Source organism: Hyphomonas sp., from assembly GCF_041398465.1.
In the GTDB taxonomy this organism is placed as follows: Bacteria; Pseudomonadota; Alphaproteobacteria; order Caulobacterales; family Hyphomonadaceae; genus Hyphomonas.
On sequence record NZ_JAWKUS010000003.1, the window covers coordinates 480,060 to 504,310 of the forward strand.

Consider the following 24,251-nt stretch of genomic DNA (forward strand, 5'->3'; position numbering starts at 1 on the left):
TGAACGCGCCATTCGGTATGCGTTCGGCGCTGGCGTGTCACACAGGACCTTGCAGCGCCGGGGCCTTCGCGTTCCCTCCCTGACGCCCCGCCTGGTCCTCCCCTGACAGGCCGCCCGGCGCTGCCCTCCTATTCCCGGTTCAGGCTTGAGAGACGAAGGTCGCGATGACTTTCTTGCGGCCGGACTTCTCGAAATCGACGGTCAGCTTGTTACCCTCGCTGAAGGCGACGCGGCCATAGCCGAACTTGTCGTGGAAGACGCGCTGGCCTTTGCGGAACGCTTCCGGCCCGCCGCTCGTCGCGGTGAGGTTCGACGCATCGCGCGGGGCGCCCGTCGTTGGGTACTTGCCAGCGTTTTCCTTCAGCCGTTTCCAGCCGGGGCTGGAATAGTCGCTGCGTTCACCAAGGTCTTCGATAGAGCCGCTGAAGGCATCCTCCCCGCCCGGCATGCCGGAATAACCGGTTTCCGAAATCACCTCGACATTCTCGTGCGGCAGTTCGTCGACAAAGCGGGACGGCATGACGCTCTGCCAGCGGCCATATATCTGCCGGTTGGCGACGAAGGAGATGTAAGCCAGTTCCCGCGCCCGGGTGATGCCGACATAGGCGAGGCGCCGCTCTTCCTCGAGGCCTTTCAGGCCGCTCTCATCAAGGCTGCGGCGGGAGGGAAAAACTTCCTCCTCCCAGCCTGGCAGGAAGACAACCGGCCATTCGAGGCCCTTGGCGGCGTGCAGGGTGAGGATCTGCACCTGATCCTCATCTGCCCCGCCTGTGGACGCATCCATGACCAGTTCCACATGCTCCAGAAAGCCCGCCAACGAGTCGAATTCGCCCATCGCGCGGACCAGTTCCTTGAGGTTGTCGAGCCGTGTCTGCGCCTGCGGGCTGCGGTCCTTCTGCAGCATGTCGGTATAGCCGGACTCTTCGAGGATCACCTCCGCCAGCTCCGTATGCGGCATGCCATTGTTCAGCCGGTCCCGCCACATATTGATCTGGTCGATAAACTGGGTGAGGCCGCGCTTGGCCGCGCCTTTCACTTCATCGGTCTGCAGGACCATGGGCGTCAGCACAAACAGGCTGCGCCCGTCGGCCCGCGCATAAGCTTGCAGTTTCGCCAGCGTCGTGTTGCCGACCCCGCGCTTCGGCTGGTTCACGACGCGCTCGAAAGCAAGATCGTCGTCCGGTGAGCGGATCAGGCGCAGATAGGCCATCGCATCGCGAATCTCGGCGCGCTCAAAGAAGCGCGGGCCACCGATCACACGGTACGGAATGCCCAGCAGGATGAAACGTTCCTCGAAGGCCCGCATCTGCCAGGAGGCGCGTACCAGCACGGCGCAATCCTCATGCTTGCCGCCGCCACGCACCCAGCTTTCAATATCGTCCGCGATCAGACGGCTCTCGGCCTCACCATCCCAGAGGCCGCGCACTTTTACCTTGGCGGCGTCGATATTCTCAACCGCATTGTCATCGCCGACATAAAGCGTCTTGCCGAGGCGGCCGCGATTGTGTGCGATGACGGATGAGGCCGCCGCGAGGATGTGTTTGGTAGAGCGATAATTCCGCTCCAGCCGGATCACTTTCGCGCCAGGGAAGTCCTTCTCGAAGCGCAGGATGTTGTCCACTTCCGCCCCGCGCCAGCCATAGATGGACTGGTCGTCATCTCCCACGCAGCAGATGTTCTGCGAACCCTGCGCCAGCAGGCGCAGCCAGAGATACTGCGCCACGTTCGTATCCTGATACTCGTCCACCAGGATGTAACGGAATTTCGACTGGAAATCCTTCAGCAGGTCCGGGTTCTGCTGGAAGATCGTGATGTTGTGGATCAGCAGGTCACCGAAATCGCAGGCATTCAGAACTTTCAGGCGCGCCTGATAGATTTCATAGCATTTGATGCCCTTGCCATCGGCAAACTGGAAGGCCTCGTCGGCGGGCACCCGGTCCGGCGTCAGGGCGCGGTTCTTCCAGCCATCGATCAGGCCAGCCAGGAAGCGCGGCGTCCAGCGCTTCGGGTCGATGTCCTCGGCCACGATGATCTGCTTGCACAGGCGCACCTGGTCGTCCGTATCAAGAATGGTGAAGGAGGATTTCAGCCCCACAAGTTCGGCATGCTGGCGCAGGATCTGCGCGCTGATCGAGTGGAACGTGCCGAGCCAGCGCAGCCCCTCCCCTGCATCGCCGATCAGGCGCAGCGCCCGCTCGCGCATCTCCCGCGCGGCCTTGTTGGTAAAAGTCACCGTCAGGGTCTGCGACGGCCAGGCAAGGCGCGAGCCGATGATGTGCGCAAGCCGAGCCGTCAGCACGCGGGTCTTGCCCGTGCCGGCACCGGCAAGCACCAGCAGCGGGCCCTCCGTAGTCATCACGGCGTCGCGCTGTTCGGGATTCAGGCCATTCAGATACGAGGCATCGCCCTGCGCGGCCGGTGGGCGCGGCGCAGCCATCTGACTGATCGAGAGACGATTCGGATTGGAACTCATCAGGAACATATAGCAAGGGATTGGCGCGATGGGCAGGGCTTCAGGCAGGCTGGAATACCGCACCGCCAATCGGACCGCCGGTTGCAGCGGATGTGAGCTTATGGCTTACTCCCTTTGATTAAAACGGAGGCGCTTAAGGGTGAAGCTCATCATCTGTTCGCTGTTACTTGGATTGTCGTCCCAGCTCATTCCCGGGATAGCTTGGTGCGACACACCCCTGACCGAAGAATTCCTCCTCCGGTATGGAGAAACGGCCACTGTATTTTCCAGCTCCCATGAAGGTGCCGCAGACACATTTCCTGTCTTCAGGATCTGCAACACAACATCCGCAGAAGCGGGACAGACAACAATTGAAGTGGTTCTTTCACCGCAGCAATCAGTTGGCGCCACTCATCCTCAAGTCAAACACATCAAACTGGAGCGCTTTGACTGTGTGTTTGCACAAGCCGGGCAGATTGACCTCCAAACCGATCCGGTATTTGCACACGACAGCCTCAGGGTCGCGATAGACGGCCCGCATGCTGCCTCACTCATCGCCTCCGTAACACTGGTAAGCCAATGATGTCGCGCCACCTACAGGTCTCTCTAGTTGCCCTTGCCTTCATGCCACAGCTTGCGTGGGCGGCAGCCACGAATGGCGCGGGCAAACAGGCTGGGCACCCTAAGGAAAATATATGTGTGGTCATCGATGACAGATCCGCCCTTGCTTGCGCAGGCGGAGATCCTGAAGTGGCGGACAAAGCCAGGGCATGGATGGAAGAGCGCGCCGCAAGCCTCCGGGCCAAACCCGACCCGAGTGCAGAAGATGAGGCCCTTCTGCAGGATTACGAGGCTTACTTATCCGGCCCGGACAACATCGTCACGATAAAACCCCTGCCCCATTGATCTGCTGACTCTCATGGAGGCATAGCAACGCTATGACCAAAAAACTAAACCCTATCGCGCGGCTGGATGAGCTGCCGCTGGAGCCTTTCGAACAGGGCGAGCATTACCGTTCACTCGACGCCGATATTTCGGATCGCGTGGGCCTCACGCAAATCGGCGCGGCGCTCTGCATCGTGCCGCCGGGCAAGTCCGCCTGCCCTTTCCATAACCACCACGCCGAGGACGAGATGTTCGTCATACTGGAAGGCGAAGATACCTATCGCTTCGGGGCGGACAGCTATGGTGTGCAGGCAGGCGATGTGCTCGGCGCCCCACGAGGCGGCCCCGCCCATGCCCACAAGCTGACGAACACAGGCAGCATTCCGCTGAAATACGTCGCCATTTCCAGCAAGTCAGATACGGAGATCTGCGAGTATCCGGACAGTGGCAAGTTCCTCGCGACGACCCGCCTGCCCGGCAAGCGCGAACGGATGTTCCGTTATGTCGGAAGACAGGAAAGCGAAGTCGACTATTGGGAGGGGGAAACCTCCGCCGACTAGGCTCTCTTCCAAAAAAAAGGCCCCGCCACCGCGCAAGAGAGTGAGATTGCGCAATCGCGGAGCCAGATTGGGAACGCCGGTGTGTAAGCGTCCTGAGGGAGGCAATGCTTCAGCCTGCAATCATGTCCCTGAGGTGGGGTATCCAAAGCCCGAAGCAACTGTTTGCTGCACCGGCAAGAAAGCCACATTTTCCCTCATTCGGCAAGTACTTATTCCCCCTTTAGTAGAGCGTCGCCAGCGCAGCGGCATCATAGTCGCTGATTTCGCCGGTCCGGCCGTCCTTGACCTTGGTCACCCAATGCGGGTCCTGCAGCAGGGCCCGGCCAACCGCGACGAGGTCAAACTCCCCGCGCGACAGGCGTTCTTCCAGATCTTCCAGAGAGCGCTGGCCGGAGCCCTGCCCCTGGAACGCACCGATGAAGTCACCCGAAAGGCCTACGGAACCAACGGTGATGGTCGGCAGGCCGGTCAGTTTCTTGGCCCAGCCGGCGCCATTCAGGCCATTCTCGCCGTCGATTTCCGGGAATTCCGGCTCCCAATAGCGGCGTTGGGAAACGTGCAGGCAATCGACGCCGGCATCGACGAAGACTTTCAGGAACTCTTCCAGCGCCTGCGGCGTGGTGGCGAGGCGCGCGGTGTATTCCTGCTGTTTCCACTGCGAATAACGCAGAATGATCGCCATGTCCGGACCAACCTTCTTTCGCACTTCGCGGATGATGTCGCCGGCAAAGGTCGCGCGTTCCGGCAGCGAGCCACCATACCGGTCGGAGCGCCTGTTCATCACATCCCAGAAGAATTCATCGATCAGGTAGCCATGCGCGCCGTGCAGCTCGATACAGTCGAAGCCAACTTTCTGCGCATCCGCGGCCGCCTCGGCAAAGGCCATGACCATATCATCAACGTCCGCGCTGGTCGGTTCAGGCAGCACCTGCTTGCCAGTGTGGGTGACGCCCGACGGGCCATCGGTCGGCGCATCGGGGTCCGGTCCGGTGCCCGGTTTGCGCATCATGCCCTGGTGCCAGATCTGCGGCGCGATCTTGCCGTGATTGGCATGGACCTTCTCGACAACATTCTTCCAGCCGGCCAGCGCGTCGGCCTTGTAGATGTTCGGGACGTTCGGGTCGTTGGAGGCCCCGCCCCGGCGCACTGTCGTGCCTTCGGTGACGATCAGGCCGACATCGGAAGCGGCACGGCGGGCATAATAATCCGCCACATCTTCGCCCGGCACACCGCCCGGGGATTTCGAGCGCGTCATGGGCGCCATAACGACCCGGTTGGGCAGTTCCATGTTTTTCAGTTTGAACGGGGTGAACAGCGGACTCGTCATTGGGCTACAGCCTCCTCAGCAGGACAGCCGGACAGTTGGCGGCGGATGACGCTTCCGTCAAGAAGCGCGCTGGATGGGAGGGGTAAAGGGTCGCTTGAGCGAATGTTAACAGTGTACGCTTTGGCGCTCAGGCTGCGTCCCCGCGGCAGCTGCGTGAACGCCACAGGCGCGCCTCCTTAAGGTAGGACCAGCCAAACGCCTCTTCCGAATCCCCGAACCGGTTCAGGTGATCCAGCTTTTCCAGCGCCTCGTCCAGCGTCGGCTTGTGACCCGGCTCGATCCACCACATGACGAAGTGCATCTTGTCCATGACTTCGAACCACTCCTGGCGGCGCTCATAGAACTGGCGGTGCACCGTGTTCCAGACGAAGTTCTCCAGCGTCTCCACCGATTCCCACACGGTCAGGTTCGAGACGAACTGCGGATCGCCGCCGATCTTGGTCTCGGTATTGCCGGTGCCCGGTTCGCCCGATCCTTCCATCATCCAGACAAAGCCCGGCATGCGCTTGCCCATGCCGTTGATCAGGTCCAGTGCGTTCATGAATTCCGCCACGCGCGGATCGTCCGTGGGGGCCAGAAGCCGGCCGATATTCAGCTCTGCGAGGTGACGGGTCATACAGGTCTCCTGTGTCGGGCTCGCTGATATTGGCCCGCTCGTCTTCCACTGCCAGCAGAAATCCGGCCGGAAGCGGGTTTTTCGCCTCCCTGCTGCAATGTTAATCTGAGGTTCAGTCCGAAGCCGCAGGAATACGCCAGATATTTCAAGGATCACCCGCATGTGCCGTTTCTTCTCTGCCTGCCTGCTGCTCGCCCTGCCCCTGATGGCGGCCTGCACAACGCCCGGATACGACTATCGCGCCCGCATGGTGCCGACCTTCCCCGAAGCGGCGGCCTATCGCGATGTCCAGGTCGGCCAGTTCCGCGGACCGGCGGGCAATGTCGCCGGGGAAGAATTTGCCCGGATGCTGGACGATGTGGTTCTGGACGGCAGCTACTGGTTCGGCATTGGCGGCCCGGGCCAGCCGCAAGGCATCTATGAAGGCTATGTCGAGATCGAGAATTGGGAAGGCGAAACCCGGTTCGAGCGTGACCGTAAGTGCGTCGAATATGACGCGCCATTCGACTGCGAACACCGCGCCATCGTCGAAACCGAATGTACCGAGGAAACCGTGGAAGTGATCGTCACCGCCCGGCTGGTGGATCTGGAAACGGGCCGGGTGGTTTTCAGCCACAATCAGGGCGGCGGCGCCAATCAGGAATCCTGTGTCGACATCCGCGAATATGAAGATGATGGCCGCGAACTCGGCGTCTGGCGCGATCCGATCCGCTCGAGCTACGATCCACGCGACGCGCCCTATGGCATGATCGCGGATGCCACGGTCGAAGCCGTGCGCCGGTTCCGGACGGACATCGCCCCTTATGACGCGACCGTTCGCGCCGAAATCATGACCGAAGGCCTGATCCCGGAGGAGCAGAACGATCCCCGCTTTGCTGCCGCGGTGAAAGCGACCAAGCGCGGCGAAATGCTGGGCGCGTGCGCGCAATGGGATGAGCTCGGGCGGGAATGGCCGGACGCCCCGGCAGTCCTGCACAATCTGGGCGCCTGCGCTGAGGCGCGCGGCGACATGGAAACGGCCCAGCTGCGTTACGCCCGCGCCGCAGACCTCGCAAGCCGCATTCCCCTGCTGAAAGACAAGAAGGCCCGCCCGATCTTCGATGCGCTGGAACGCGTCTCAGGCCGCCGGATGGATGACACATTCCTGGACAATGTCACCCACGAACCGGACTGGCCCATGAAAGAAGAAGACGAACAAGAGCCCGGCAGCTGAGCCTTAGTGGCCGAGGAGCATGTAGGACAGAGAGCCCTGGTATTCCGCGGCTTCCGCGATCAGGCCCCATGCGATGCCGGCACCGAATGATGCGGCACAGAAGACGAGTTTCTTAGCGATCCCAGCCATTTGGGTCCTCCCGGATTGGAACAGCGTTTCCGGGAGCGCTGCAAGGTGCGGGCCGGGTTGAGGCGGCCTGCTTATTGTATTGGCAGGGTCAGCCTTCGCCCTCGGGCGCATCTTTCAGGCGATGCCCCTCGGTCAGCTTCGACAGCTTGTCGGCTCGGGCCTTATCCAGCTGTCTGTCGGCTTTCGGGCGGCCGAATTTGGCGCGGTTTTCCTTTGCCTTCTGTTCCTTTTCGGCTTTGGCTTTGGCCTTGCGGAACTTGTTCAGATTGACCGGGTCGCTCATCCTTTGTCCCCTATTCGAACACTGCCAGGCGGGCATCCAGCCCTGCTTTTACCGCCGGCCACTCACTGGCCAGAATGGAAAAGACAACGGTGGAACGCAACACACCGTTCGGCAGGATGCGATTGTCGCGCAAAACGCCCTCATGCACCCCACCGAGCTTTTTCACAGCCGCCTGCGAGCGTGTATTGCGCTGGTCGACATTGAACTGCACGCGCAAGGCGCCGGACTCAAAGGCATGGGCCAGAAGCAGGCGCTTGGTAGCGGGGTTCACCTCCGTGCCCTGAGTATCCGCCGTATACATCGTCATGCCGATTTCGACATTCCGTGAAATGGCATCCGGGCTGAGATAGGTGGAGATCCCGGCAAAGGTCCCGTCAGGCCGTGAGACACGAAACGGGATCAGTTTGCCGTCAGCCGTGCGCGCCTCGATATTGGCGAGCCAGGCGCCGATCCAGTCCGATGGCGGATTGTAGTAGGGCCAGGTCTCGATCCGCTCGCCGAGCGTTTCCGCCATGTCCCGCAAGGCGGGGCCATCGCGGGCGACGTCGAACGACACGAGGGTGACGTGCCGGTCCGACAATTCACCGGCCCGCAGGTCCATCGCCTAGTCCTTGTGGGCGTCGCGCCACTGTTCCATGGCCAGCGAGATCGCGAAGGTTTCGCGGTATTTCGGGCTGGAGGCCGGACGCGGCGGCTTGGCGGCCGTCAGCGCCATGATCTCGGCCAGCTTGTTGTGCGCCGCGCCAGACTGGCCAGCGCCAATATAGGCATGCAGCTCGACCAGCGCCGAAGACAGCGGGTCATGTGCGCGGATGACGAAATAGGGCTCATCCTCGCCCAGCTTGTCCAGGACATCGAATTGGGAAGGATTGGATTTCGAGCCTACGGGAGGGGTCGCCATGGGTCAGCCTTTCTGGGCAGAAGTGATTCTCTGCCGGAAGAATAGCCTTCCCGCCCGTCCCCGTCAGCTGCGGAACGTGCGTAGATCAGTGCCCGCCGCCGAAGGCGCCGGTGCGGACGGAGTAATCCACGGCCAGCTCATAGTCCGGGTCATCGTCGGAATCGACCATCAGCTGCCCGGCCTTGGCCAGCAGCTTGTGGCAATCGCGCGAGAGGTGGCGCAGGCGCAGTGTTTTGCCGAGCGCTTCATATTTCGCCGCCAGATCCTCAATCGCCTGCAAGGCCGATTGATCGACCACGCGCGAGCGCATGAAGTCCACGATCACGACATCCGGATCGCTTTCGGGATGGAACAGCTCGGCGAACTTGTCGGTCGATCCGAAGAAGAGCGGGCCTTCGATCTCATAGACATGGGCGCCCGGCGTGCGCACGCTGTCGCGCTCGATCACATGGATGCGGCGGGCATTGTTCCAGGCATAGGCGAGCGCCGAGACGATGACGCCGACGATCACCGCCGTGGCAAGGTCATAGGCGACCGTCACGCCGGTCACCAGAACGATGACGATCGCATCGGTCAGCGGGATGCGGGTCATGATGCGCAAACTGTTCCAGGCGAACGTACCGATCACGACCATGAACATGACGCCCACCAGCGCCGCGAGCGGGATCTGCTCGATCAGGCTAGAGCCAACCAGAATGAAGGCCAGCAGGAACAAGGCCGCAGAGATGCCGGAGAGACGCGTACGCCCACCGGATTTCACATTGATCATCGACTGGCCGATCATGGCGCAGCCGCCCATTCCGCCGAAGAAGCCAGTGATCAGGTTCGCCGTGCCCTGCGCGACGCATTCCTGGCTCGCCCCGCCCCGCTTGTTCGTCATCTCACCCACGAGGTTCAGCGTCAGCAGGCTCTCGATCAGGCCGATGGCGGCGAGGATGAAGGCGTAAGGCAGGATGATCTTCAGCGTCTCGACATTCATCGGCACGCTCGGAATGTGGAATTGCGGCAGGCCGCCCTCGATGGAGGCCATGTCGCCTACGCGCGGCACGTCGAGGCCGAAGCCGATGACGACGGCTGCCACAATGCCGATCCCAGCCAGCGGCGCCGGAATCGCTTTGGTCAGTTTCGGCAGGCCCCAGATGATCGCCATGGTGAGCCCCACCAAGGCCAGCATCAGGAGCAGCGGCAGGCCACTCAGCCATTCGCCGCCAGCCATGCCATGCCCAGCAGCCTCTTCCGCACTGCCAGGCACCTGGAACTGCGTCAGCTGCGCCAGGAAGATCACGATGGCGAGGCCGTTGACGAAGCCGAGCATCACCGGATGCGGCACAAGGCGGATGAACTTGCCAAGCCGGAAAATGCCCGCCAGCAGCTGAAGGATGCCCATAAGCACAACCGTCGCGAACAGGTATTCCACGCCATGGGTTGCCACCAGCGACACCATCACCACGGCCAGCGCCCCGGTCGCGCCGGAAATCATGCCCGGGCGACCGCCGATCAGCGCTGTCACCAGCCCGACGATGAAGGCTGCGTATAGCCCCACCAACGGGTGCACATGGGCCACAAAGGCAAAGGCCACCGCCTCCGGCACAAGGGCCAGCGCCACGGTCAGACCGGCCAGAAGGTCGGTCTTGATCTGGGCAGGCGTGTAGGCCTTGAAATCGGGCTGTGAAAGGCCCTGCGCGCCGAGCCGGTCGGCGAACGCTGCAAAAGTCGATCTAACCACGGGAATATCGTCAGTTCTGTTTGAGGGAGCTGGCTTCTGGCGCCCCTATGGCCGCGTTCATGCTGCGGGGCAACACGGACGCGGCCAAAACGGCTGACTTTTATACGTGTGTTCGATCAGCTCGCGGCGACGATGCCGCCGTCACACGGGATCGTGTGGCCGTTGATATAGGCCGACGCCTGCGACGACAGGAACATGGCGAGGCCGGCAATGTCTTCCGGCTTGCCGACGCGGCCCGACGGGCTGCGCGAGCCGATGGCATCCCAGTCCACGCCTTCGGTCTGGCCTTTGTAGCCGACGCCAGTTGACAGCATGTAGGTCGGGAACGGCCCCGGCGCGATGCCGTTGACGAGGATGTTCTCCTTCGCGAGCTGCGAGCCCATGAAGCGCGTCAGGTGGATCACCGCGGCCTTGGACGTGCCATAGCAATACCCGCTCATCGGGCTGGTATGCATCCCGTCAATGGAGGCGATGTTGATGACGCGGGCCGGGCTGTCAGCGCTGGCCGACTTGCGCAGCAGCGGCATCAGTTTCTGGGTCAGGAAGAAGACGCCCTTCACATTTACGTCCATCACCTTGTCCCAGCCATGTTCCGGAAAATCGTCCAGCGAGGCGCCCCAGGCGACGCCGGCATTGTTGATCAGAACGTCGACTTTCTCTTCGCGCTTCGCGATCTCATTCGCGAGGTGCTCGACACCGACCATCTGGCCGACATCGGACGGGATCGCATAGATCTCACCGCCATACTCGCCTTTCAGGCGTTCGACCGTCTCCTCGCAGGCATCTGCCTTGCGGGACGAGATGATTACTTTCGCGCCATTGGCCAGGAACCCGGCAGCCAGCATTTCGCCGATCCCGCGCGACCCGCCCGTGATGACGACCGTCTTGCCTTTGACCGAATAGAGATTGCTGAAATCGATGCTCATATGGGTCTCCTCCTAAAAACAACCGGCCCCTCCGTGCAGGAGGGGCCGGTCAACAGCAAGTAAAAACTGGTCCGAGCGGACAGGATACAGCCTTAGCGCGGATCCGGGCCGATCATTTTCTCCGGGCGCACGATCGCGTCGAAGTCTTCGGCCGGGATGCCGTCCGCGATGGCTTCCTCGCGCAGCGTGGTGCCGTTCTTGTGGGCGGTCTTGGCGATCTTCGCGGCGCGGTCATAGCCGAACTTCTCTTTCAGCGGGGTGACCAGCATCAGCGAGTTCTTGAGGCCCTTCTCGATATTGTCGAGGCGCGGCTCGATGCCGACGACACAATTGTCGGTGAAGCTGATCGCGGCGTCTGCCAGTAGGCGCACGGACTGCAGGAAGTTGTAGGACATCATCGGGTTGAACACGTTCAGCTCGAAATGGCCCTGGCTGCCGGCAAAGCCGATGGCGGCGTTGTTGCCGTGGATGTGGGCACAGACCTGGGTCAGCGCTTCGCACTGGGTCGGGTTAACCTTGCCCGGCATGATCGAGCTGCCCGGCTCGTTCTCGGGCAGGGCCAGTTCGCCGAGGCCGGACCGGGGTCCGGAGCCGAGGAAGCGGATGTCGTTGGCGATCTTGAAGCAGGACATGGCGACCGTATTGATCGCGCCATGCGTCATCACCAGTGCATCATGCGCCGCCAGCGCCTCGAACTTGTTCGGAGCCGAGGTGAACGGCAGGCCGGTGATCTCTGCAATCTTCGAAGCCACGAGATCCGCAAAGCCTTCCGGCGAGGCGAGCCCCGTGCCGACGGCCGTGCCGCCCTGCGCCAGTTCCATCAGCATCGGCAGCGTCATCTCAATGCGCTTGATGCCGTTCTCGACCTGTTTGGCATAGCCGGAGAATTCCTGACCGAGCGTGACCGGGGTCGCGTCCTGCGTGTGCGTGCGGCCAATCTTGATAATGTCGGTCCAGGCCTTCGCCTTGGCGTCCAGCGCAGCGTGAAGGTGCTTCAGCGCCGGGATCAGGCGGTGCACGGTCTCTTCTGCGGCGGCGATATGCATCGCCGTCGGGAAGCAGTCGTTCGACGACTGGGACATGTTTACATGGTCGTTCGGGTGGACCGGCTTCTTGGAGCCCTTCTCGCCGCCCATGATCTCGATGGCGCGGTTCGAGATCACTTCGTTCGTGTTCATGTTGGACTGGGTGCCGGAGCCCGTCTGCCACACGACCAGCGGGAAGTGGGCGTTCAGCTTGCCCTCGATCACTTCCTCGGCGACCTGCTCGATCACCTTGCCGAGCGCCGGGTCCAGCTTGCCAAGCTCCATGTTCGCCTGCGCGGCGGCCTTCTTGACGATGCCAAGCGCGCGGATCACCGGCTCCGGCTGTTTCTCCCATCCGATCTTGAAGTTTCCGAGGCTGCGCTGGGCCTGGGCGCCCCAGTAGACGTCATCGGCGACCTCGATCGGTCCCATCGTATCGGTTTCGGTGCGGGTATTGGCCATGGGGCTCAGCTCCTTGATCTGCTGGCAGCGGACTAGCCCCAAGCCGGGCTGCAATCAACTGTTCCCGCCGCCGCAGCAAAGGATTCGGCCCGGATCGCCCCTCGCGCTTGCTGGCAGCTTCAGTTATGGGGAGGTATCGCCCGCGACCACTGGGAGGCCGGCATGGAAGACTATCTCGACAAGATCCTGCAGCCGGAAGTCCTTTTCACCCTGTTCGTGGTGTTCCTGTTCGGCCGCGCGACCGCTGGCGGCAGAAAGAAGGAGAACAGCCTCTCCCCCACCCCGCCGACCCCGGCAGAGGTCGATGCGGCATTGAAACGTGTGACCATGTCCAAATGGCTGGAAATCGATGCCGAGCTCGACGCCCGCAAGAAAATCCGCGCCATCAAGTTGCTGCGCGATGCGACCGGCCTTGGCCTGAAGGATTCCAAGGAAGCCATCGAGGAGCGCGAACGCAAACGCGACCTGAGGCTGTAGTGAACGGCGATTGGGTGAAATCCGGCAAGGTCCAGGCGCGCATCACTGAGGATGGCGCGCTGGAAGTGCGTTGCACGGGCCTCACCACGCAGACGAAATACTACAAGACGCTACTGAAGGAATTCTTCCGCAAGGACTTCCCGCCGCTGCGGCCTGGCTATGGCGAATATTCCGTACACATCATGATGGAATATACCGGCGACCCGCCCTGGATGGACCTCGACAATCTGGCCAAGGCCCTGCTCGACAGCCTCACCGGCAATGTCTTCGACGATGACCACCAAGTCGCCCGCCTGCTGGTCGAACGCCAGCAGGCGGAACGCGAAGGTATCTGGCTCCTCGCCGAGGCGATGGAATAGCCCCGGTCGCGCTTAGTTGAGCGTGTAGCCTTCCTGCTGAAGCAGGGCGCGCGCCGTCATGGCGGAAAGCACGATATTGACGCCCGGCAACAACATATCCTTCGTGACGTCATGCGCCGCAGCGGTCTGCCCGCACAGATCGAACGTCGCGCCTGCCGCCTGCAGTTCGGCAATCAGGTGCACATTCGGGTTAGCGCTGCCGCGTGCCTCATCAGTCAGCAGGTCCTTCCAGGCCCCGCCATGCAGGACGAGAACGACCTTCATGTTCTCAGGCGCAACACCGGCATCGGCATTCATGTTCAGGAAGCGCGCCGCGCTGTCGATGCCGCGATTGACGCCATCCTCCGGCCCGCCATCCGCAACATCGAAGATCACCTTGAATTCCGTGTCGGCCGGAAGGGTCACGCCTTCGACGGGAACGAACTTGCCAAAATCGGGAACGACTGTGCCAGCCTGGAAATCATCCATCCCCGCAAGGGCAGGCATGGCGAAAACAAGCAAGGCAGCAGCGCAGGCAGCGGTACGACGGATCATGGAAGTCTCTCCTCTTGATTGTGGGAGCCTACGCCTGCCGGGCTGCGACGTCGAGGCACGCTGTGCGTAAGGGATTCTGCGTACTCCGGGCGTTCGGTTCGGCTGCTAAGACCCGATCCATGAAACAGGCATGGACGACCTTCGCGGCGCGCCCCGTACCGCGCTATACGAGCTACCCGACTGCGGCAGACTTTGCGCCCGACGTGGCAGAGGCACAGGCCCGTGAATGGGCTACCTCCGTGGCCGTGGACGAGCCCATCTCAGTCTATATCCATGTGCCCTTCTGCGAGAAGCTCTGCTTTTATTGCGGCTGCGCCACCAGCGTACCGAACGGTTACGGCAGGATCGCCTCCTATCTGGAAACCCTGCACGAAGAGATCGACCTCTGGTCAGACGCGCTCGGCACACATGCCGGCATGTCCCAGCTTCACTTTGGCGGCGGCACACCCAATGCACTTTCACCCGAGGATTTCGGACAACTCGTCGAACATGCCCGCATCGCATTCGGCCGCCGGGCAGACCTTCAGGTCGCCGTCGAGATCGACCCGCGCACGCTGACGCCGGACTTCATCGACGCGATGGCCGCCGCCGGAGTTACTCGCGTCAGTTTCGGTGTGCAGACCCTGTCCCCGAAAGTCCAGGAAGCCGTCGGTCGTATCCAGCCGCGGGAATTGCTGGTGGACGGGATCGAGCGCCTGCGCGCCACCGGCATCACCGCCATCAACATGGACCTGATGTACGGCCTACCGCACCAGACGGTGGAAGACGTGGTCGAGGCGGCGCATTTCGCTGCTGACATGGGCGCCGCCCGGGTCTCTCTGTTCGGCTATGCGCATGTGCCATGGTTCGCAAAACACCAGTCCGCCATCGACGAGGCTGCCCTGCCTGGTCTTGAGGCCCGCTTCCAGCAGGCCGAGGCTGGCGCCGCGACCCTTATGAATGCCGGTTTCCATGCCATCGGACTGGACCATTTCGCTGCCCCCGGCGACTCGCTGACCCGCGCGGCACGCAATGGCACGCTCCATCGGAACTTTCAGGGCTATACGGATGATCCTTGCGACACGCTGGTTGGCATCGGCGCGACCTCGATCTCGCAGTTCCGGCAAGGCTATGTCCAGAACCTCAAGGCGCGCCCCCTCTGGCGGGCGGCGGTCGAAGGCAAGCACCTGCCGTCCGAACGCGGCATCGCGCTGACGGATGACGACCGCCTGCGCGCCCGCGTGATTGAAAAGCTCATGTGTCAGCTCTGGGTGGATGCGGACGCGACGTGCAAGGAGATGGGCGCAGCTCCCGGCGCGCTGGACGATGCGCTGGAAACCGCCCGTTTCCTTCAGTCGGCCGGCCTCTGCCGGATCGACGGCAACATCGTCAGCGTGCCGAAGGAGGCTCGCCTTCTCCTGCGCACAGTCGCACAATGTTTTGATGGTCGCTACAAGCCGGCCGAAGCGCGCCACGCCAAGGCAGTGTAGCGCGCCGGAAAGAGTTTCGCAGGTGCCTGAGTCCTACGCAGGCATTCATGCAAGGCCAGGTGCATGCAGGGCACCGGGGAATTGGTCAGGCATGGACCCCGTTACCCGACGGGGCCTGCGATATCTGCTTTTCCTGTCCTAGCCCTTCAGGCCCTTCGCATGATGGGCGATGTGATCGTCCATGAAGGTGGCGATGAAGTAATAGTCGTGGCCATAGCCTTCACGCATCCGGTAATCGAGCGCCTGGCCGTTCGCCGTACAGGCGTCGATGAAGATTTCCGGCTTCAGTTCTTTTTCGAGGAACGGGTCTGCCGTGCCGGTGTCGACCAGGATGCGGGTGCGGCTCTGGCATTCCTTCACCAGTTCGGTCGAGTCGTACTGCTCCCACGCCACAGAGACCGGGCCGAGATAGGCTTCGAACGCCTTCTGCCCCCATGGCACACGGGCCGGGCTGGTGATCGGGCTGAAGGCAGAACAGGTCTTGTAGGTATCCGGGTTTTTCAGGTGCAGCATGATCGCTCCATGCCCGCCCATGGAATGGCCGAAAATCCCCTGCCGCTCCATGTCGGCTTTCGGAAACTCCGCCGCGACCAGCTTCGGCAGCTCATCCGTGATGTACTGGTCCATCTTGAAGTGTTTCGCCCACGGCGCCTGTGTGGCGGTAAGGTAGAAGCCTGCCCCCTGCCCGAGGTCATAGCCGTCATCATCCGGCACGCCTTCCCCGCGCGGGCTGGTATCCGGCGCGATCACCATGATGCCATGTTCAGCTGCCGCGCGCTGCAGGCCGGACTTTTCCATCACATTCGCCCAGGTACAGGTCAGGCCGGAGAGATACCAGACCACCGGCACCGGGCCATCGGCGGCCTGTGGCGGCGTATAGACGGCAAACCGCATCGTACAGCCGAGCACGGCGGACTCATGATCGTACACGGAAAGGTTTCCGCCGAAGGATTTCCAGGAGGAGACTGAAGCAAGCTGGGTCATGGGAATTTACGGGATCCTGCGGCTGGGAGTGGAACACTGGCTGAGTGGGCAACACGATTGAGGCCCTCCCGTCAAGCGCCGCGGCCTGCGCGGCCTTTCCCCATGGAGGGGGCTTGAAGCACCCGCGCAGTTTGCGGCACAACCCCTGCCATAAAAGGGACAGGGAAACGCATATGGCCACCTATACGCTCTACGGCGCCGAAGTCAGCTATTTCACCGGCAAGGCGCGCGCCTACCTCCGCTGGCGCGGCGTGGACTTCGAGGAAGTCCTCTCCAGCCGGGACGTTTTCGCCTCCGTCATCCTGCCCAAGGTGGGCTGGCCGGTGATCCCGGTCGCCGCCATGCCGGATGGCGAGATCGTGCAGGACACGGCCGACATCATCGCCCATGTCGAGGCACGCGAGCAGCTGAAGCCCCCTGTCCAGCCGGAAGGCCCGCTGCAGCGCTTTGTCAACGAACTCCTGCACCTTTATGCCGATGAGTGGCTGGTGATCCCCGCCATGCACTATCGCTGGTCCTATTGCGAAGAGTGGGCCTATGCCGAGTTTGGCGCGCTGTCCGCGCCGGAGGCGAGCCCCGAGGAACAGTTCGAAATCGGCCGCAACATGGGCCAGATGTTCCGGGGGATGACGCCAATGCTGGGCGTCACGCCGGAAACCATTCCCGGCATCGAGGCTTCCTATGAAGCTTTCCTGGCGGATTTCACACGCCATCTGAAAGCTCACCCTTTCCTGCTGGGCAGACGGCCCTGCCTGGCGGACTTTGCCTTCATCGGCCCGCTTTATGCCCACCTCCTGCGCGATCCCGTGCCGGGTGAACTGATGCGCCGCATCGCCCCGCGCGTGGCGGACTGGGTGGCCAGCACCCACGCTGGCGCGAAAGACATCTCCCCCCTTCCGGCAGATGACAGCGTGCCCGAAACGCTGGTCCCCATCCTGCAGCGCCAGATGCGCGAACAGCTGCCCGCCCTGCAGGCCACGGCGGCCCTGTTTGAGGGCTGGCTGAAAATGGCCACGCCTGGCGCAGACCTACCCCGCGGCTTCGGCATGATCCCGATCACGATCGAGGGCCGCACCGCAGAAGCCGCCGCCCGCGCATTCCAGCTCTACCGCCTGCAGGGCGCGCTGGATGCCTATGCCGCGCTGGAGGGTGAGGAGAAGGTCCGCGCTGACGCGCTCCTCTCGGCCACAGGCGGCGAAGCCCTCTCAACACTCCAGCTGCCCGCCCGGCTCACCCGCCGGAATTACCGCCTCGCACTCGCCTGACAGCGCCGCTTCATCTGTCGCAGGCGCCGCACCTATGGCCGCCCCGTGCGCAGTGGTAGACATCGGACACTGACAGCTGTGAGGCATATCCATGGGACTATTCGACTGGCTTCTCGGCGGAGGCGGCAACAAAACCGCCATTTCCCAGATCGACCCGGCCACGGCGAATGACCGCGTGCGCAAGAAGGACCTGATCCTGGTCGATGTGCGCACCGAGAGCGAGTGGCAGCAGGGCGGCGTTCCCAAGGGCGCCCACACGATCACGCTGGGCGACCCGCGCCTGGTCGACACGGTCTATGGCCTGATGAAGGAAGACGCATCAAAGCCAGTAGCCGTGATCTGCCGGTCCGGCATGCGGTCTGGCCGGGCCGCGAAGCTGCTTGCAGCAGCCGGATTTACTGATGTCAGCAATGTGCGCGGCGGCATGATGGCATGGACGTCCGCGAACCTGCCGGTGAAACAATACCGCAGGTAATCAGCCGGGCCGGGGCCGCGGGAACGACACCGCAAAGCCATTCTCGATAAAGCCCTCATCGGGCTGGTTATGCGGCGAGCCAGCCTCTTCATAATAGTCGAGTGCAGGATAGCGCGCGCGGATTTCAGCTTTCAGCTCCGCCGTCAGCCCACTTTCCATGTGCGCCACCAGTGCCTTCGACCATTCGGCAAGCGACGTGACCCGGTTGCCCGCTTCGATGGCTCTGCAAATCACCCACCGGATCGTTTCCGATCCGACGGGCGACAAGTCCACCGGGGCCTCCGGGTCATGCCAATCCATTAGGGCTTGACGGCCAGGCACTCGATCTCAAGCGCGGCGCCGAGGGCAAGGCCGTTCGCACCGAAGGTGGACCGAGCCGGTTTCGGCTCCGGCAGCGCTGCAGTGTAAGCCGCGTTCATCTCGCCGAAATCGCTCATGTCGCCCAGAAAGACCGAACATTTCACGATGTCGCCAAGGTCCGCATCGAACTCGCCCAGCGTGCGTTCGATGTTCTCGAAGATCTGCGTCGTCTCCGGGCCGACGCCACCAGGCGCCAGCTCATTGGTCGCCGGGTCGATGCCCAGCTCGCCGGACAGATAGATCGTGTTGCCAACCTTCACCGCCTTGGAGAATGGCAGGCTCATGCCCGCCTTGGCGACGCCGACATAATGCTCGATCTCAGTCGAGGGCGCGACGGTCACATCCTTCACATCGGCCACCACACAGCCGCTGAGAACCGTTGCCGCGACTGCCACGGCGGCAAACCCGCCCATTCTGAACATGCGTTTCATACAAGTCTTTCCTATTGTCAGTGAATCCATTTTGGACGGTCTTCCCCGTCCATTTCTTCCTCGTCCTCTAAATAGGACGTAAACTGAACATCGTACCCGTAAGGTTCGTCTTCCTCCGGCTCTTCCGGGCTGGTGACGAAGACCTGCAGTTCGCCATCCGGGCGGAAGCCGAGGCTCTGCCCGATCTCGACGATCATGTCGGCGGCCTCTTCGGCATCCTTGGCCCAGGCCTTCATGGCCATGATATAGCGGCCGCGTTCGGTCTCGAACTCAAGGTTCGGCTCGAAGACCTCTCCATCGGCGAGCAATGTGAAGTGGGTAAAACCTGTCATGGGCCTGGCGCCCTTTCCGGCATCAGCTTGCGTGCAGACTACACGCAGTTGCACCCGCGCGAAACCGTTCACCAGTCCGGCGGATCGATGTCAATGATGTCAGCCCGGCGGAAGGTCACCTCTGCCCCCCATTTCAGCTGCGGCATGTCATCCGGGTCCTGCTTCACACAACCGGTCAGCCGCTCGCCGTCAATGCCGGTCACCTCAACGCGCAGAATTTCCCAATAATAGATACGTCCGCGCGGCCAGCCCTTGAAGGCGAGGCTCACGAAGTCGCCCGGCTTCAGCGCGGCAAGCCCTGCTTCGGAGGGCGGGTCCCAAGTGTCGGAGGGTTCGGGCTCGCTCAGCGGATCGACGATCCACCAGCGGCCGAAGCGGCGCCGGAATGCATCGTAGAGGTCTTCCCTACATCCCATTCCGGCGCCTTTCAGGTCAGTTTAGCCGCGGCACATGGCGCAGATCTTGTTGCCGTCCGGGTCGCGCAGGTAAGCGAGGTAGAGGCGCATGCCGCCACCTTCACGCCAGCCGGGCGGGTCCTCGATCGGCTGGCCGCCAGCCGCGACACCTGCGGCATGCCAGGCATCGGCCTGTTCCGGGTTCTCGGCTGCAAAGCCGATCGTGCCACCATTGGCGTGCGTGGCCGGCTCACCGTCGATCGGCGGGGTCACCAGGAAGGTGCCGCCATTGTGCAGATAGATCAGGCGACCCTTCGGGTCCGTGATCGCCTCGCGGCCGCCAATGGCCGTAAACAGGGCATCGTAGAATGCCTTGGATTTCGCAAGGTCGTTGGTGCCGACCATGACGTGACTGAACATGTGTGTTTCCTCCTGATGGATGGGGAATTAGTGCCCCAGCCATCACGCCAATGCCAGAGGGTTTCCAGCCTCCCGCTGCGTCAGGCCCCTGTTTTGTGATCAGCTGGAAGCAGCGCCCGCCAGCAAAGGCAGGAGATGGCTCATATAGTCCGCCTTGCCGATGGCCAGCCCTTCGGCCCGCAGGATGTCGTAGGCGGTCACAAGGTGGAAATAGAGGTTCGGCGTCAGCCACTCGTCGATATAGTCCTGCCCCGAGATCTTGAGCGTCGGGAAACCCGGGATTTCCAGCGTGGTCTGCCCGGTCACGAAATCATCCGACGTGCCGACCTGCGCCTCGACCCGCGCGATGGTCTCAGCGACCAGGGCCTTCAGGTCGGCAAAGCTAGCCTTGTCGGCCTCGAACTCCTTCACGGGCGTGCCGTTCAGCTTGCCCAGCAGAAGCTCGGCCTGACGGCAGGTAAACCAGACCTGATAGGGAAAGGCGTGCATGTCGGGCGCCAGACGCGCCGTCAGAAGCGCCCCCTTCTCCGGATCATCCGGAAACAACTCCGCCTCAGCCTTCCCGAGAAGGCCCTGAAGTGTTACCAGACGTGTACGGTAAATGTTGAGAGTGCGCTTGACGATGCTCATGTGTTTCTTCCCTTCAGTCCGGTCAGCGGTACCTCACATCAAATGTGGTCCACACTCGAGAACCGCAAGCGCCGCATTCCCATAAAATTATGCCGCGCCCCGCGCAAAGAAAAAACGAGCCCATAGGGATACCTGCCTTCGCAGGTATCCCGGAAGAGCATACCTCGGCGCTCCGGCCTTAGTAGACCACGACGCTACGGATACTCTCACCTGCGTGCATCAGGTCGAAGGCATCGTTGATTTTTTCCAGCGGCATGACATGGGTAATCATCGGGTCGATCTGGATCTTGCCGTTCATGTACCAGTCGACAATCTTCGGCACATCGGTGCGGCCCTTGGCGCCGCCGAAAGCCGTACCGCGCCAGTTGCGGCCCGTCACCAGCTGGAACGGACGTGTGCTGATTTCCTTGCCGGCTTCCGCCACACCGATGATGACCGAGGTGCCCCAGCCGCGATGGCAGCATTCCAGCGCCTGGCGCATCACGGTCGTGTTGCCGGTACAGTCGAAGGAGTAATCCGCGCCGCCATCGGTCAGCTCCACAAGGTGGGCCACCACGTCGGCAACATTCTTCGGGTTCACGAAGTGCGTCATGCCGAACTTGCGGCCCCACTCTTCCTTTGTGTCGTTGATGTCGACGCCGACGATCATGTCCGCGCCAGCCATCTTGGCGCCCTGAATCACGTTGAGGCCAATACCGCCGAGGCCAAAGACGACGACATTGTCGCCGACCTGGACCTTGGCCGTATTGACCACGGCGCCCACGCCCGTCGTCACGCCGCAGCCGACATAGCAGGCCTTGTCGAACGGCGCGTCCTCACGGATTTTCGCGACGGCGATCTCCGGCAGCACGGTGAAGTTCGAGAAGGTCGAGCAGCCCATGTAGTGATAGATCGTCTGGCCCTTGTAGCTGAACCGGCTGGTGCCGTCCGGCATCAGGCCCTTGCCCTGCGTGGCGCGGATCGCGGTGCAGAGGTTCGTCTTGCCGGAGAGGCAGCTTTTGCACTGGCGGCATTCCGGCGTGTAGAGCGGGATGACATGGTCGCCCGGCTTCACGCTGGTGACGCCCGCGCCAACCTCGCGCACGATGCCCGCGCCTTCATGGCCCAGCACGCTCGGGAAGATGCCTTCGCTGTCCAGCCCGTCCAGCGTGTAGGCGTCCGTGTGGCAGATGCCCGTCGCCATGATCTCGACCAGAACTTCGCCGGCCTTCGGGCCTTCCAGGTCAAGCTCGACGATTTCGAGCGGTTTCTTGGCTTCGAAGGCAACAGCGGCGCGGGTTTTCATCGGGGAACTCCATAATGTCTGGGTGCCATACTACTCTTGCGCTTACGGCGTTAAAGTAGGTAATCCGCAATTCATTGTTGCAGGACAGGGATAATGCGAAGCGATTGGGACGGGATTGAAGAGTTTGTCGCTGTGGCGACCTCCATGGGGTTCAAACCGGCGGCACAGGCGCTTGATGTTTCCACCTCCCATGTCAGCCGCGCCGTCACCCGGCTGGAGAATGCCATCGGCGCCCCGCTCTTCTACCGGACGACCCGGAAAGTCTCGCTCACGGACACTGGCCGGACGGTGCTCGCCCAATGCCGGCAGCTCATCCAGTCACGCGACGAATTGTTCGCCAATGTCAGCGGCGAAACAGCCCCTCAGGGTGAGATCAAGATCACCTGCTCCACCCTGCTGGGCGAACGATATATCTCCCCCATCGTCCGGGGCTTCTGCCAGGAGTTTCCCAGGGTCGAGGTGACGATGGATCTTTCCAACCGGCTGGTGGACCTGATTTCGGAAGGCTTCGACCTTGCCATCCGCACGGGCCAGCTTGAGGATTCCCGGCTTGTCGGCACCCGCGTTGCCACACGCCAGTTCGTGGTCTGCGCCTCTCCCGCTTATCTCGCGGCACACGGCCATCCCGGGAAGCTGGAGGAGCTGAAAGCCCACAATTGCCTGATCGGCTCTTCCGCCAACTGGGCGTTCACGCAGAATGGGCGGCACGAAACACTCCGTCCACGAGGCAATTGGCGCTGCAACTCAGCCGCCTCCGTGCTGGACGGCCTCCTCGCCGGAATCGGGATTGGCCAGCTGCCGCTTTTCTACGTTCTGCCCTATCTGCAAAATGGCACGCTCATCGAATTGTTCGAGGACCATCGCCCGGAACCGGAGCCGATCTGGGCCGTTTATCCGCAAGCGAGGCACCTGCAGCCCAAAGTCAGTCTCCTCATCGAGCGTATCCGCGCCCAGCTGCAACCGGCCTTTAGCGCGCCCCTCCCGCACCATTTGCAGATCTGACGATCTGCCACGAACGCACAGGGCTCGCGTCTTGTGATTTTACGCCTATAAGAGCGCCATGACTGAGCCGACGCCCGATTCCTTCTCCGTTGCCATTGCTGGCGTTGCCGGCCGCATGGGCCGCCAGCTGGCCGCTGTGTCCCACCGCCACGGGCTGACCGTTGCGGGCGGTACGGAAGTCGCCGGCTCGCCGCATCTCGACACCGACATCGGCGATCTGGCAGGCATCCCGAACCTCGGCGTCAAGCCCTCCTCCGACCCGGTCGTTGCCGCGGCCAAGGCCGATGTCTGGTTCGACTTCACCCGCCCCGCTGCCACGCTCGCGGCGCTGGAAGCGTTGAAACACACGCCTGTACGTGTTGCGATCATTGGCACAACAGGCTTCTCCCCCGCAGAGGAAAAAGCGCTGCAAACCGCCGCGCGCGATCTCGTTATCGTCAAGTCCGGCAGCTTCGCCCTCGGCATCAAGCTGCTGGAAACGCTGGTCCGCCGCGCCGCTGCCAGCCTCGGCCCCGACTGGGACATCGAAGTACTGGAGACCCACCACAACAAGAAGGTGGATGCGCCATCCGGCACCGCGCTGATGCTGGGCGAAGCCGCCGCCGAAGGCCGTGGCGGCACGCTCGATACGCTGCGCACCGGGCCTTATGATGGCCCGGATGCAGCCCGCGAGCCGGGCAAGATAGGCTTTTCCGTCCGCCGCATGGGCGGCGTGATCGGCGAACATTCGGTCAGCTTCGGCTCCGATACGGAGATCGTCACACTCAGCCACACCTCGCTGGACCGGGCGATGTTTGCCGAAGGCGCACTCAAGGCCGCGATCTGGGCCCTTGCCCGGAAGCCGGGCCTTTACAGCATGGATGACGTGCTGGGGCTTTCAGGCAACGGCGCCTGACAAAGCCGCACACCGCACAGCTGAATCCGGGTTGACGGCCATCCTCCCCATGGCAGCATGACAAGTTCGTCATCTTACCTGAAAGGGGCCGCATGATCGGCATCGTCGTCGTTAGCCACGGCAAACTCTCGAAGGAACTGGTCTCCGCGACGGAACACGTCGTCGGGGAACAGGCACGATTCAAGTCGATTTCCATCGAGGCCGAAGACGATATCGAAGCCCGGCGCGAGCAGATCCGCGACACGGCAAAGGCCTGCGATGTCGGCCTTGGCGTCATCATCCTGACAGACATGTTCGGCGGCACACCGTCGAACCTCGCCATGTCGATCATGAATTCGGGGAATATCGAGGTAATCTCTGGCGTGAACCTGCCCATGCTGATCAAGCTGGCTGAAGTCCGTGACGAACTCCCGCTCGGCGAAGCTGCCCGCAC

At 62.4% G+C, this 24,251-nt stretch carries 31 protein-coding genes; 12 read left to right on the forward strand and 19 right to left on the reverse strand.

Annotated features, from left to right (window positions below; genetic code table 11):
- Positions 1 to 139: 139 nt before the first annotated feature.
- Complete coding sequence (locus tag R3C98_RS12750; protein ID WP_371314488.1) at positions 140 to 2,482, reverse strand: ATP-dependent helicase; 2,343 nt, start codon at positions 2,480 to 2,482, stop codon at positions 140 to 142.
- Between the two features lie 130 nt (positions 2,483 to 2,612).
- On the opposite strand from R3C98_RS12750, the gene R3C98_RS12755 reads away from it, so the two are divergent.
- The 3 genes from R3C98_RS12755 (at position 2,613) to R3C98_RS12765 (ending at position 3,897) form a co-directional block, all read left to right on the forward strand.
- Positions 2,613 to 3,035 carry a hypothetical protein gene (locus R3C98_RS12755; protein WP_371314460.1) on the forward strand — a complete coding sequence of 141 codons (423 nt, stop codon included), beginning with the start codon at positions 2,613 to 2,615 and terminating at the stop codon, positions 3,033 to 3,035.
- Positions 3,036 to 3,202: 167 nt separating this feature from the next.
- Positions 3,203 to 3,358 (forward strand): hypothetical protein, encoded by a 156-nt coding sequence (locus tag R3C98_RS12760; RefSeq protein ID WP_371314461.1) that lies wholly within the window; start codon positions 3,203 to 3,205, stop codon positions 3,356 to 3,358.
- Between the two features lie 32 nt (positions 3,359 to 3,390).
- The gene (locus R3C98_RS12765) at positions 3,391 to 3,897 is read left to right on the forward strand and encodes a cupin domain-containing protein (protein ID WP_371314462.1); all 507 of its coding nucleotides are present in this window, start codon (positions 3,391 to 3,393) and stop codon (positions 3,895 to 3,897) included.
- 220 nt (positions 3,898 to 4,117) lie between these two features.
- Here R3C98_RS12765 and R3C98_RS12770 read toward each other — a convergent pair whose 3' ends face one another.
- Both R3C98_RS12770 and R3C98_RS12775 read right to left on the reverse strand, forming a co-directional pair.
- Complete coding sequence (locus tag R3C98_RS12770; RefSeq protein WP_371314463.1) at positions 4,118 to 5,224, reverse strand: NADH:flavin oxidoreductase; 1,107 nt, start codon at positions 5,222 to 5,224, stop codon at positions 4,118 to 4,120.
- A 127-nt stretch (positions 5,225 to 5,351) separates the two neighbouring features.
- On the reverse strand, positions 5,352 to 5,840 hold the full coding sequence (locus R3C98_RS12775; RefSeq protein ID WP_035580467.1) for a DUF3291 domain-containing protein: 489 nt from the start codon (positions 5,838 to 5,840) through the stop codon (positions 5,352 to 5,354).
- Between the two features lie 160 nt (positions 5,841 to 6,000).
- On the opposite strand from R3C98_RS12775, the gene R3C98_RS12780 reads away from it, so the two are divergent.
- On the forward strand, positions 6,001 to 7,053 hold the full coding sequence (locus R3C98_RS12780; protein ID WP_371314464.1) for a hypothetical protein: 1,053 nt from the start codon (positions 6,001 to 6,003) through the stop codon (positions 7,051 to 7,053).
- Between the two features lie 3 nt (positions 7,054 to 7,056).
- Here the strand turns inward: R3C98_RS12780 and R3C98_RS12785 are convergent, their stop codons facing one another.
- The 7 genes from R3C98_RS12785 to fumC all read right to left on the reverse strand — a co-directional run bounded on the left by R3C98_RS12785 (position 7,057) and on the right by fumC (position 12,505).
- Positions 7,057 to 7,182, reverse strand: coding sequence for a hypothetical protein (locus R3C98_RS12785; protein WP_371314465.1), 126 nt, complete (start codon positions 7,180 to 7,182; stop codon positions 7,057 to 7,059).
- An 88-nt stretch (positions 7,183 to 7,270) separates the two neighbouring features.
- Entirely contained in the window at positions 7,271 to 7,465 is a 195-nt protein-coding gene (locus tag R3C98_RS12790) for a DUF4169 family protein (RefSeq protein WP_371314466.1), read from the reverse strand.
- Between the two features lie 10 nt (positions 7,466 to 7,475).
- Complete coding sequence (locus R3C98_RS12795) at positions 7,476 to 8,066, reverse strand: GNAT family N-acetyltransferase (RefSeq protein ID WP_371314467.1); 591 nt, start codon at positions 8,064 to 8,066, stop codon at positions 7,476 to 7,478.
- 3 nt (positions 8,067 to 8,069) lie between these two features.
- Positions 8,070 to 8,366 (reverse strand): hypothetical protein, encoded by a 297-nt coding sequence (locus R3C98_RS12800; RefSeq protein ID WP_035580461.1) that lies wholly within the window; start codon positions 8,364 to 8,366, stop codon positions 8,070 to 8,072.
- Positions 8,367 to 8,451: 85 nt separating this feature from the next.
- The gene (locus R3C98_RS12805; RefSeq protein ID WP_371314468.1) at positions 8,452 to 10,092 is read right to left on the reverse strand and encodes a SulP family inorganic anion transporter; all 1,641 of its coding nucleotides are present in this window, start codon (positions 10,090 to 10,092) and stop codon (positions 8,452 to 8,454) included.
- A gap of 116 nt (positions 10,093 to 10,208) precedes the next feature.
- Entirely contained in the window at positions 10,209 to 11,018 is an 810-nt protein-coding gene (locus R3C98_RS12810; RefSeq protein WP_199285795.1) for an SDR family oxidoreductase, read from the reverse strand.
- 92 nt (positions 11,019 to 11,110) lie between these two features.
- Positions 11,111 to 12,505, reverse strand: coding sequence for a class II fumarate hydratase (gene fumC / locus R3C98_RS12815; protein WP_371314469.1), 1,395 nt, complete (start codon positions 12,503 to 12,505; stop codon positions 11,111 to 11,113).
- A gap of 162 nt (positions 12,506 to 12,667) precedes the next feature.
- Here fumC and R3C98_RS12820 point away from each other — a divergent pair, with 162 nt between their 5' ends.
- Together R3C98_RS12820 and R3C98_RS12825 are read left to right on the forward strand one after the other, a co-directional pair.
- Positions 12,668 to 12,982, forward strand: coding sequence for a ribosomal protein L7/L12 (locus R3C98_RS12820; RefSeq protein WP_347448975.1), 315 nt, complete (start codon positions 12,668 to 12,670; stop codon positions 12,980 to 12,982).
- Entirely contained in the window at positions 12,982 to 13,341 is a 360-nt protein-coding gene (locus tag R3C98_RS12825) for a RusA family crossover junction endodeoxyribonuclease (RefSeq protein WP_371314470.1), read from the forward strand. Before R3C98_RS12820 ends, R3C98_RS12825 begins: the two co-directional genes overlap by 1 nt.
- Before the next feature lie 12 nt (positions 13,342 to 13,353).
- Here the strand turns inward: R3C98_RS12825 and R3C98_RS12830 are convergent, their stop codons facing one another.
- Positions 13,354 to 13,875 (reverse strand): DsrE family protein, encoded by a 522-nt coding sequence (locus tag R3C98_RS12830; RefSeq protein ID WP_371314471.1) that lies wholly within the window; start codon positions 13,873 to 13,875, stop codon positions 13,354 to 13,356.
- A gap of 119 nt (positions 13,876 to 13,994) precedes the next feature.
- On the opposite strand from R3C98_RS12830, the gene hemN reads away from it, so the two are divergent.
- The gene (gene hemN, locus R3C98_RS12835; RefSeq protein WP_371314472.1) at positions 13,995 to 15,344 is read left to right on the forward strand and encodes an oxygen-independent coproporphyrinogen III oxidase; all 1,350 of its coding nucleotides are present in this window, start codon (positions 13,995 to 13,997) and stop codon (positions 15,342 to 15,344) included.
- Positions 15,345 to 15,482: 138 nt separating this feature from the next.
- On the opposite strand, the gene fghA is transcribed toward hemN, so the two are convergent.
- Positions 15,483 to 16,328 carry an S-formylglutathione hydrolase gene (gene fghA / locus R3C98_RS12840; RefSeq protein ID WP_371314473.1) on the reverse strand — a complete coding sequence of 282 codons (846 nt, stop codon included), beginning with the start codon at positions 16,326 to 16,328 and terminating at the stop codon, positions 15,483 to 15,485.
- Between the two features lie 173 nt (positions 16,329 to 16,501).
- Between fghA and R3C98_RS12845 the strand changes: the two genes are divergently transcribed.
- Both R3C98_RS12845 and R3C98_RS12850 read left to right on the forward strand, forming a co-directional pair.
- The gene (locus tag R3C98_RS12845) at positions 16,502 to 17,593 is read left to right on the forward strand and encodes a glutathione S-transferase N-terminal domain-containing protein (protein WP_371314474.1); all 1,092 of its coding nucleotides are present in this window, start codon (positions 16,502 to 16,504) and stop codon (positions 17,591 to 17,593) included.
- Between the two features lie 91 nt (positions 17,594 to 17,684).
- Positions 17,685 to 18,068, forward strand: coding sequence for a rhodanese-like domain-containing protein (locus tag R3C98_RS12850; RefSeq protein ID WP_371314475.1), 384 nt, complete (start codon positions 17,685 to 17,687; stop codon positions 18,066 to 18,068).
- On the opposite strand, the gene R3C98_RS12855 is transcribed toward R3C98_RS12850, so the two are convergent.
- The 7 genes from R3C98_RS12855 to R3C98_RS12885 form a co-directional block, all read right to left on the reverse strand.
- Complete coding sequence (locus R3C98_RS12855) at positions 18,069 to 18,341, reverse strand: hypothetical protein (protein WP_371314476.1); 273 nt, start codon at positions 18,339 to 18,341, stop codon at positions 18,069 to 18,071.
- Between the two features lie 26 nt (positions 18,342 to 18,367).
- The gene (locus tag R3C98_RS12860) at positions 18,368 to 18,859 is read right to left on the reverse strand and encodes a RidA family protein (protein WP_371314477.1); all 492 of its coding nucleotides are present in this window, start codon (positions 18,857 to 18,859) and stop codon (positions 18,368 to 18,370) included.
- A 17-nt stretch (positions 18,860 to 18,876) separates the two neighbouring features.
- Positions 18,877 to 19,191 carry a hypothetical protein gene (locus R3C98_RS12865; protein ID WP_371314478.1) on the reverse strand — a complete coding sequence of 105 codons (315 nt, stop codon included), beginning with the start codon at positions 19,189 to 19,191 and terminating at the stop codon, positions 18,877 to 18,879.
- Between the two features lie 68 nt (positions 19,192 to 19,259).
- A complete protein-coding gene (locus R3C98_RS12870) occupies positions 19,260 to 19,607 on the reverse strand; it encodes a hypothetical protein (protein ID WP_371314479.1) in 348 nt (115 codons plus the stop codon).
- Positions 19,608 to 19,628: 21 nt separating this feature from the next.
- Positions 19,629 to 20,006, reverse strand: coding sequence for a VOC family protein (locus R3C98_RS12875; protein ID WP_371314480.1), 378 nt, complete (start codon positions 20,004 to 20,006; stop codon positions 19,629 to 19,631).
- Positions 20,007 to 20,105: 99 nt separating this feature from the next.
- Positions 20,106 to 20,636: a DUF1993 domain-containing protein gene (locus R3C98_RS12880; RefSeq protein WP_371314481.1), complete on the reverse strand. Its 531-nt coding sequence runs from the start codon at positions 20,634 to 20,636 to the stop codon at positions 20,106 to 20,108.
- A 178-nt stretch (positions 20,637 to 20,814) separates the two neighbouring features.
- Positions 20,815 to 21,921 (reverse strand): S-(hydroxymethyl)glutathione dehydrogenase/class III alcohol dehydrogenase, encoded by a 1,107-nt coding sequence (locus tag R3C98_RS12885; RefSeq protein ID WP_371314482.1) that lies wholly within the window; start codon positions 21,919 to 21,921, stop codon positions 20,815 to 20,817.
- A gap of 93 nt (positions 21,922 to 22,014) precedes the next feature.
- On the opposite strand from R3C98_RS12885, the gene R3C98_RS12890 reads away from it, so the two are divergent.
- From R3C98_RS12890 to R3C98_RS12900, 3 genes are all read left to right on the forward strand, one after another.
- Positions 22,015 to 22,923 carry a LysR family transcriptional regulator gene (locus R3C98_RS12890; protein ID WP_371314483.1) on the forward strand — a complete coding sequence of 303 codons (909 nt, stop codon included), beginning with the start codon at positions 22,015 to 22,017 and terminating at the stop codon, positions 22,921 to 22,923.
- 58 nt (positions 22,924 to 22,981) lie between these two features.
- Positions 22,982 to 23,818, forward strand: a complete 837-nt coding sequence (gene dapB, locus R3C98_RS12895) for a 4-hydroxy-tetrahydrodipicolinate reductase (protein ID WP_371314484.1) — start codon at positions 22,982 to 22,984, stop codon at positions 23,816 to 23,818.
- A 92-nt stretch (positions 23,819 to 23,910) separates the two neighbouring features.
- On the forward strand, positions 23,911 to 24,251 hold a 341-nt coding region (locus R3C98_RS12900), incomplete at its 3' end, for a PTS sugar transporter subunit IIA (RefSeq protein ID WP_371314485.1).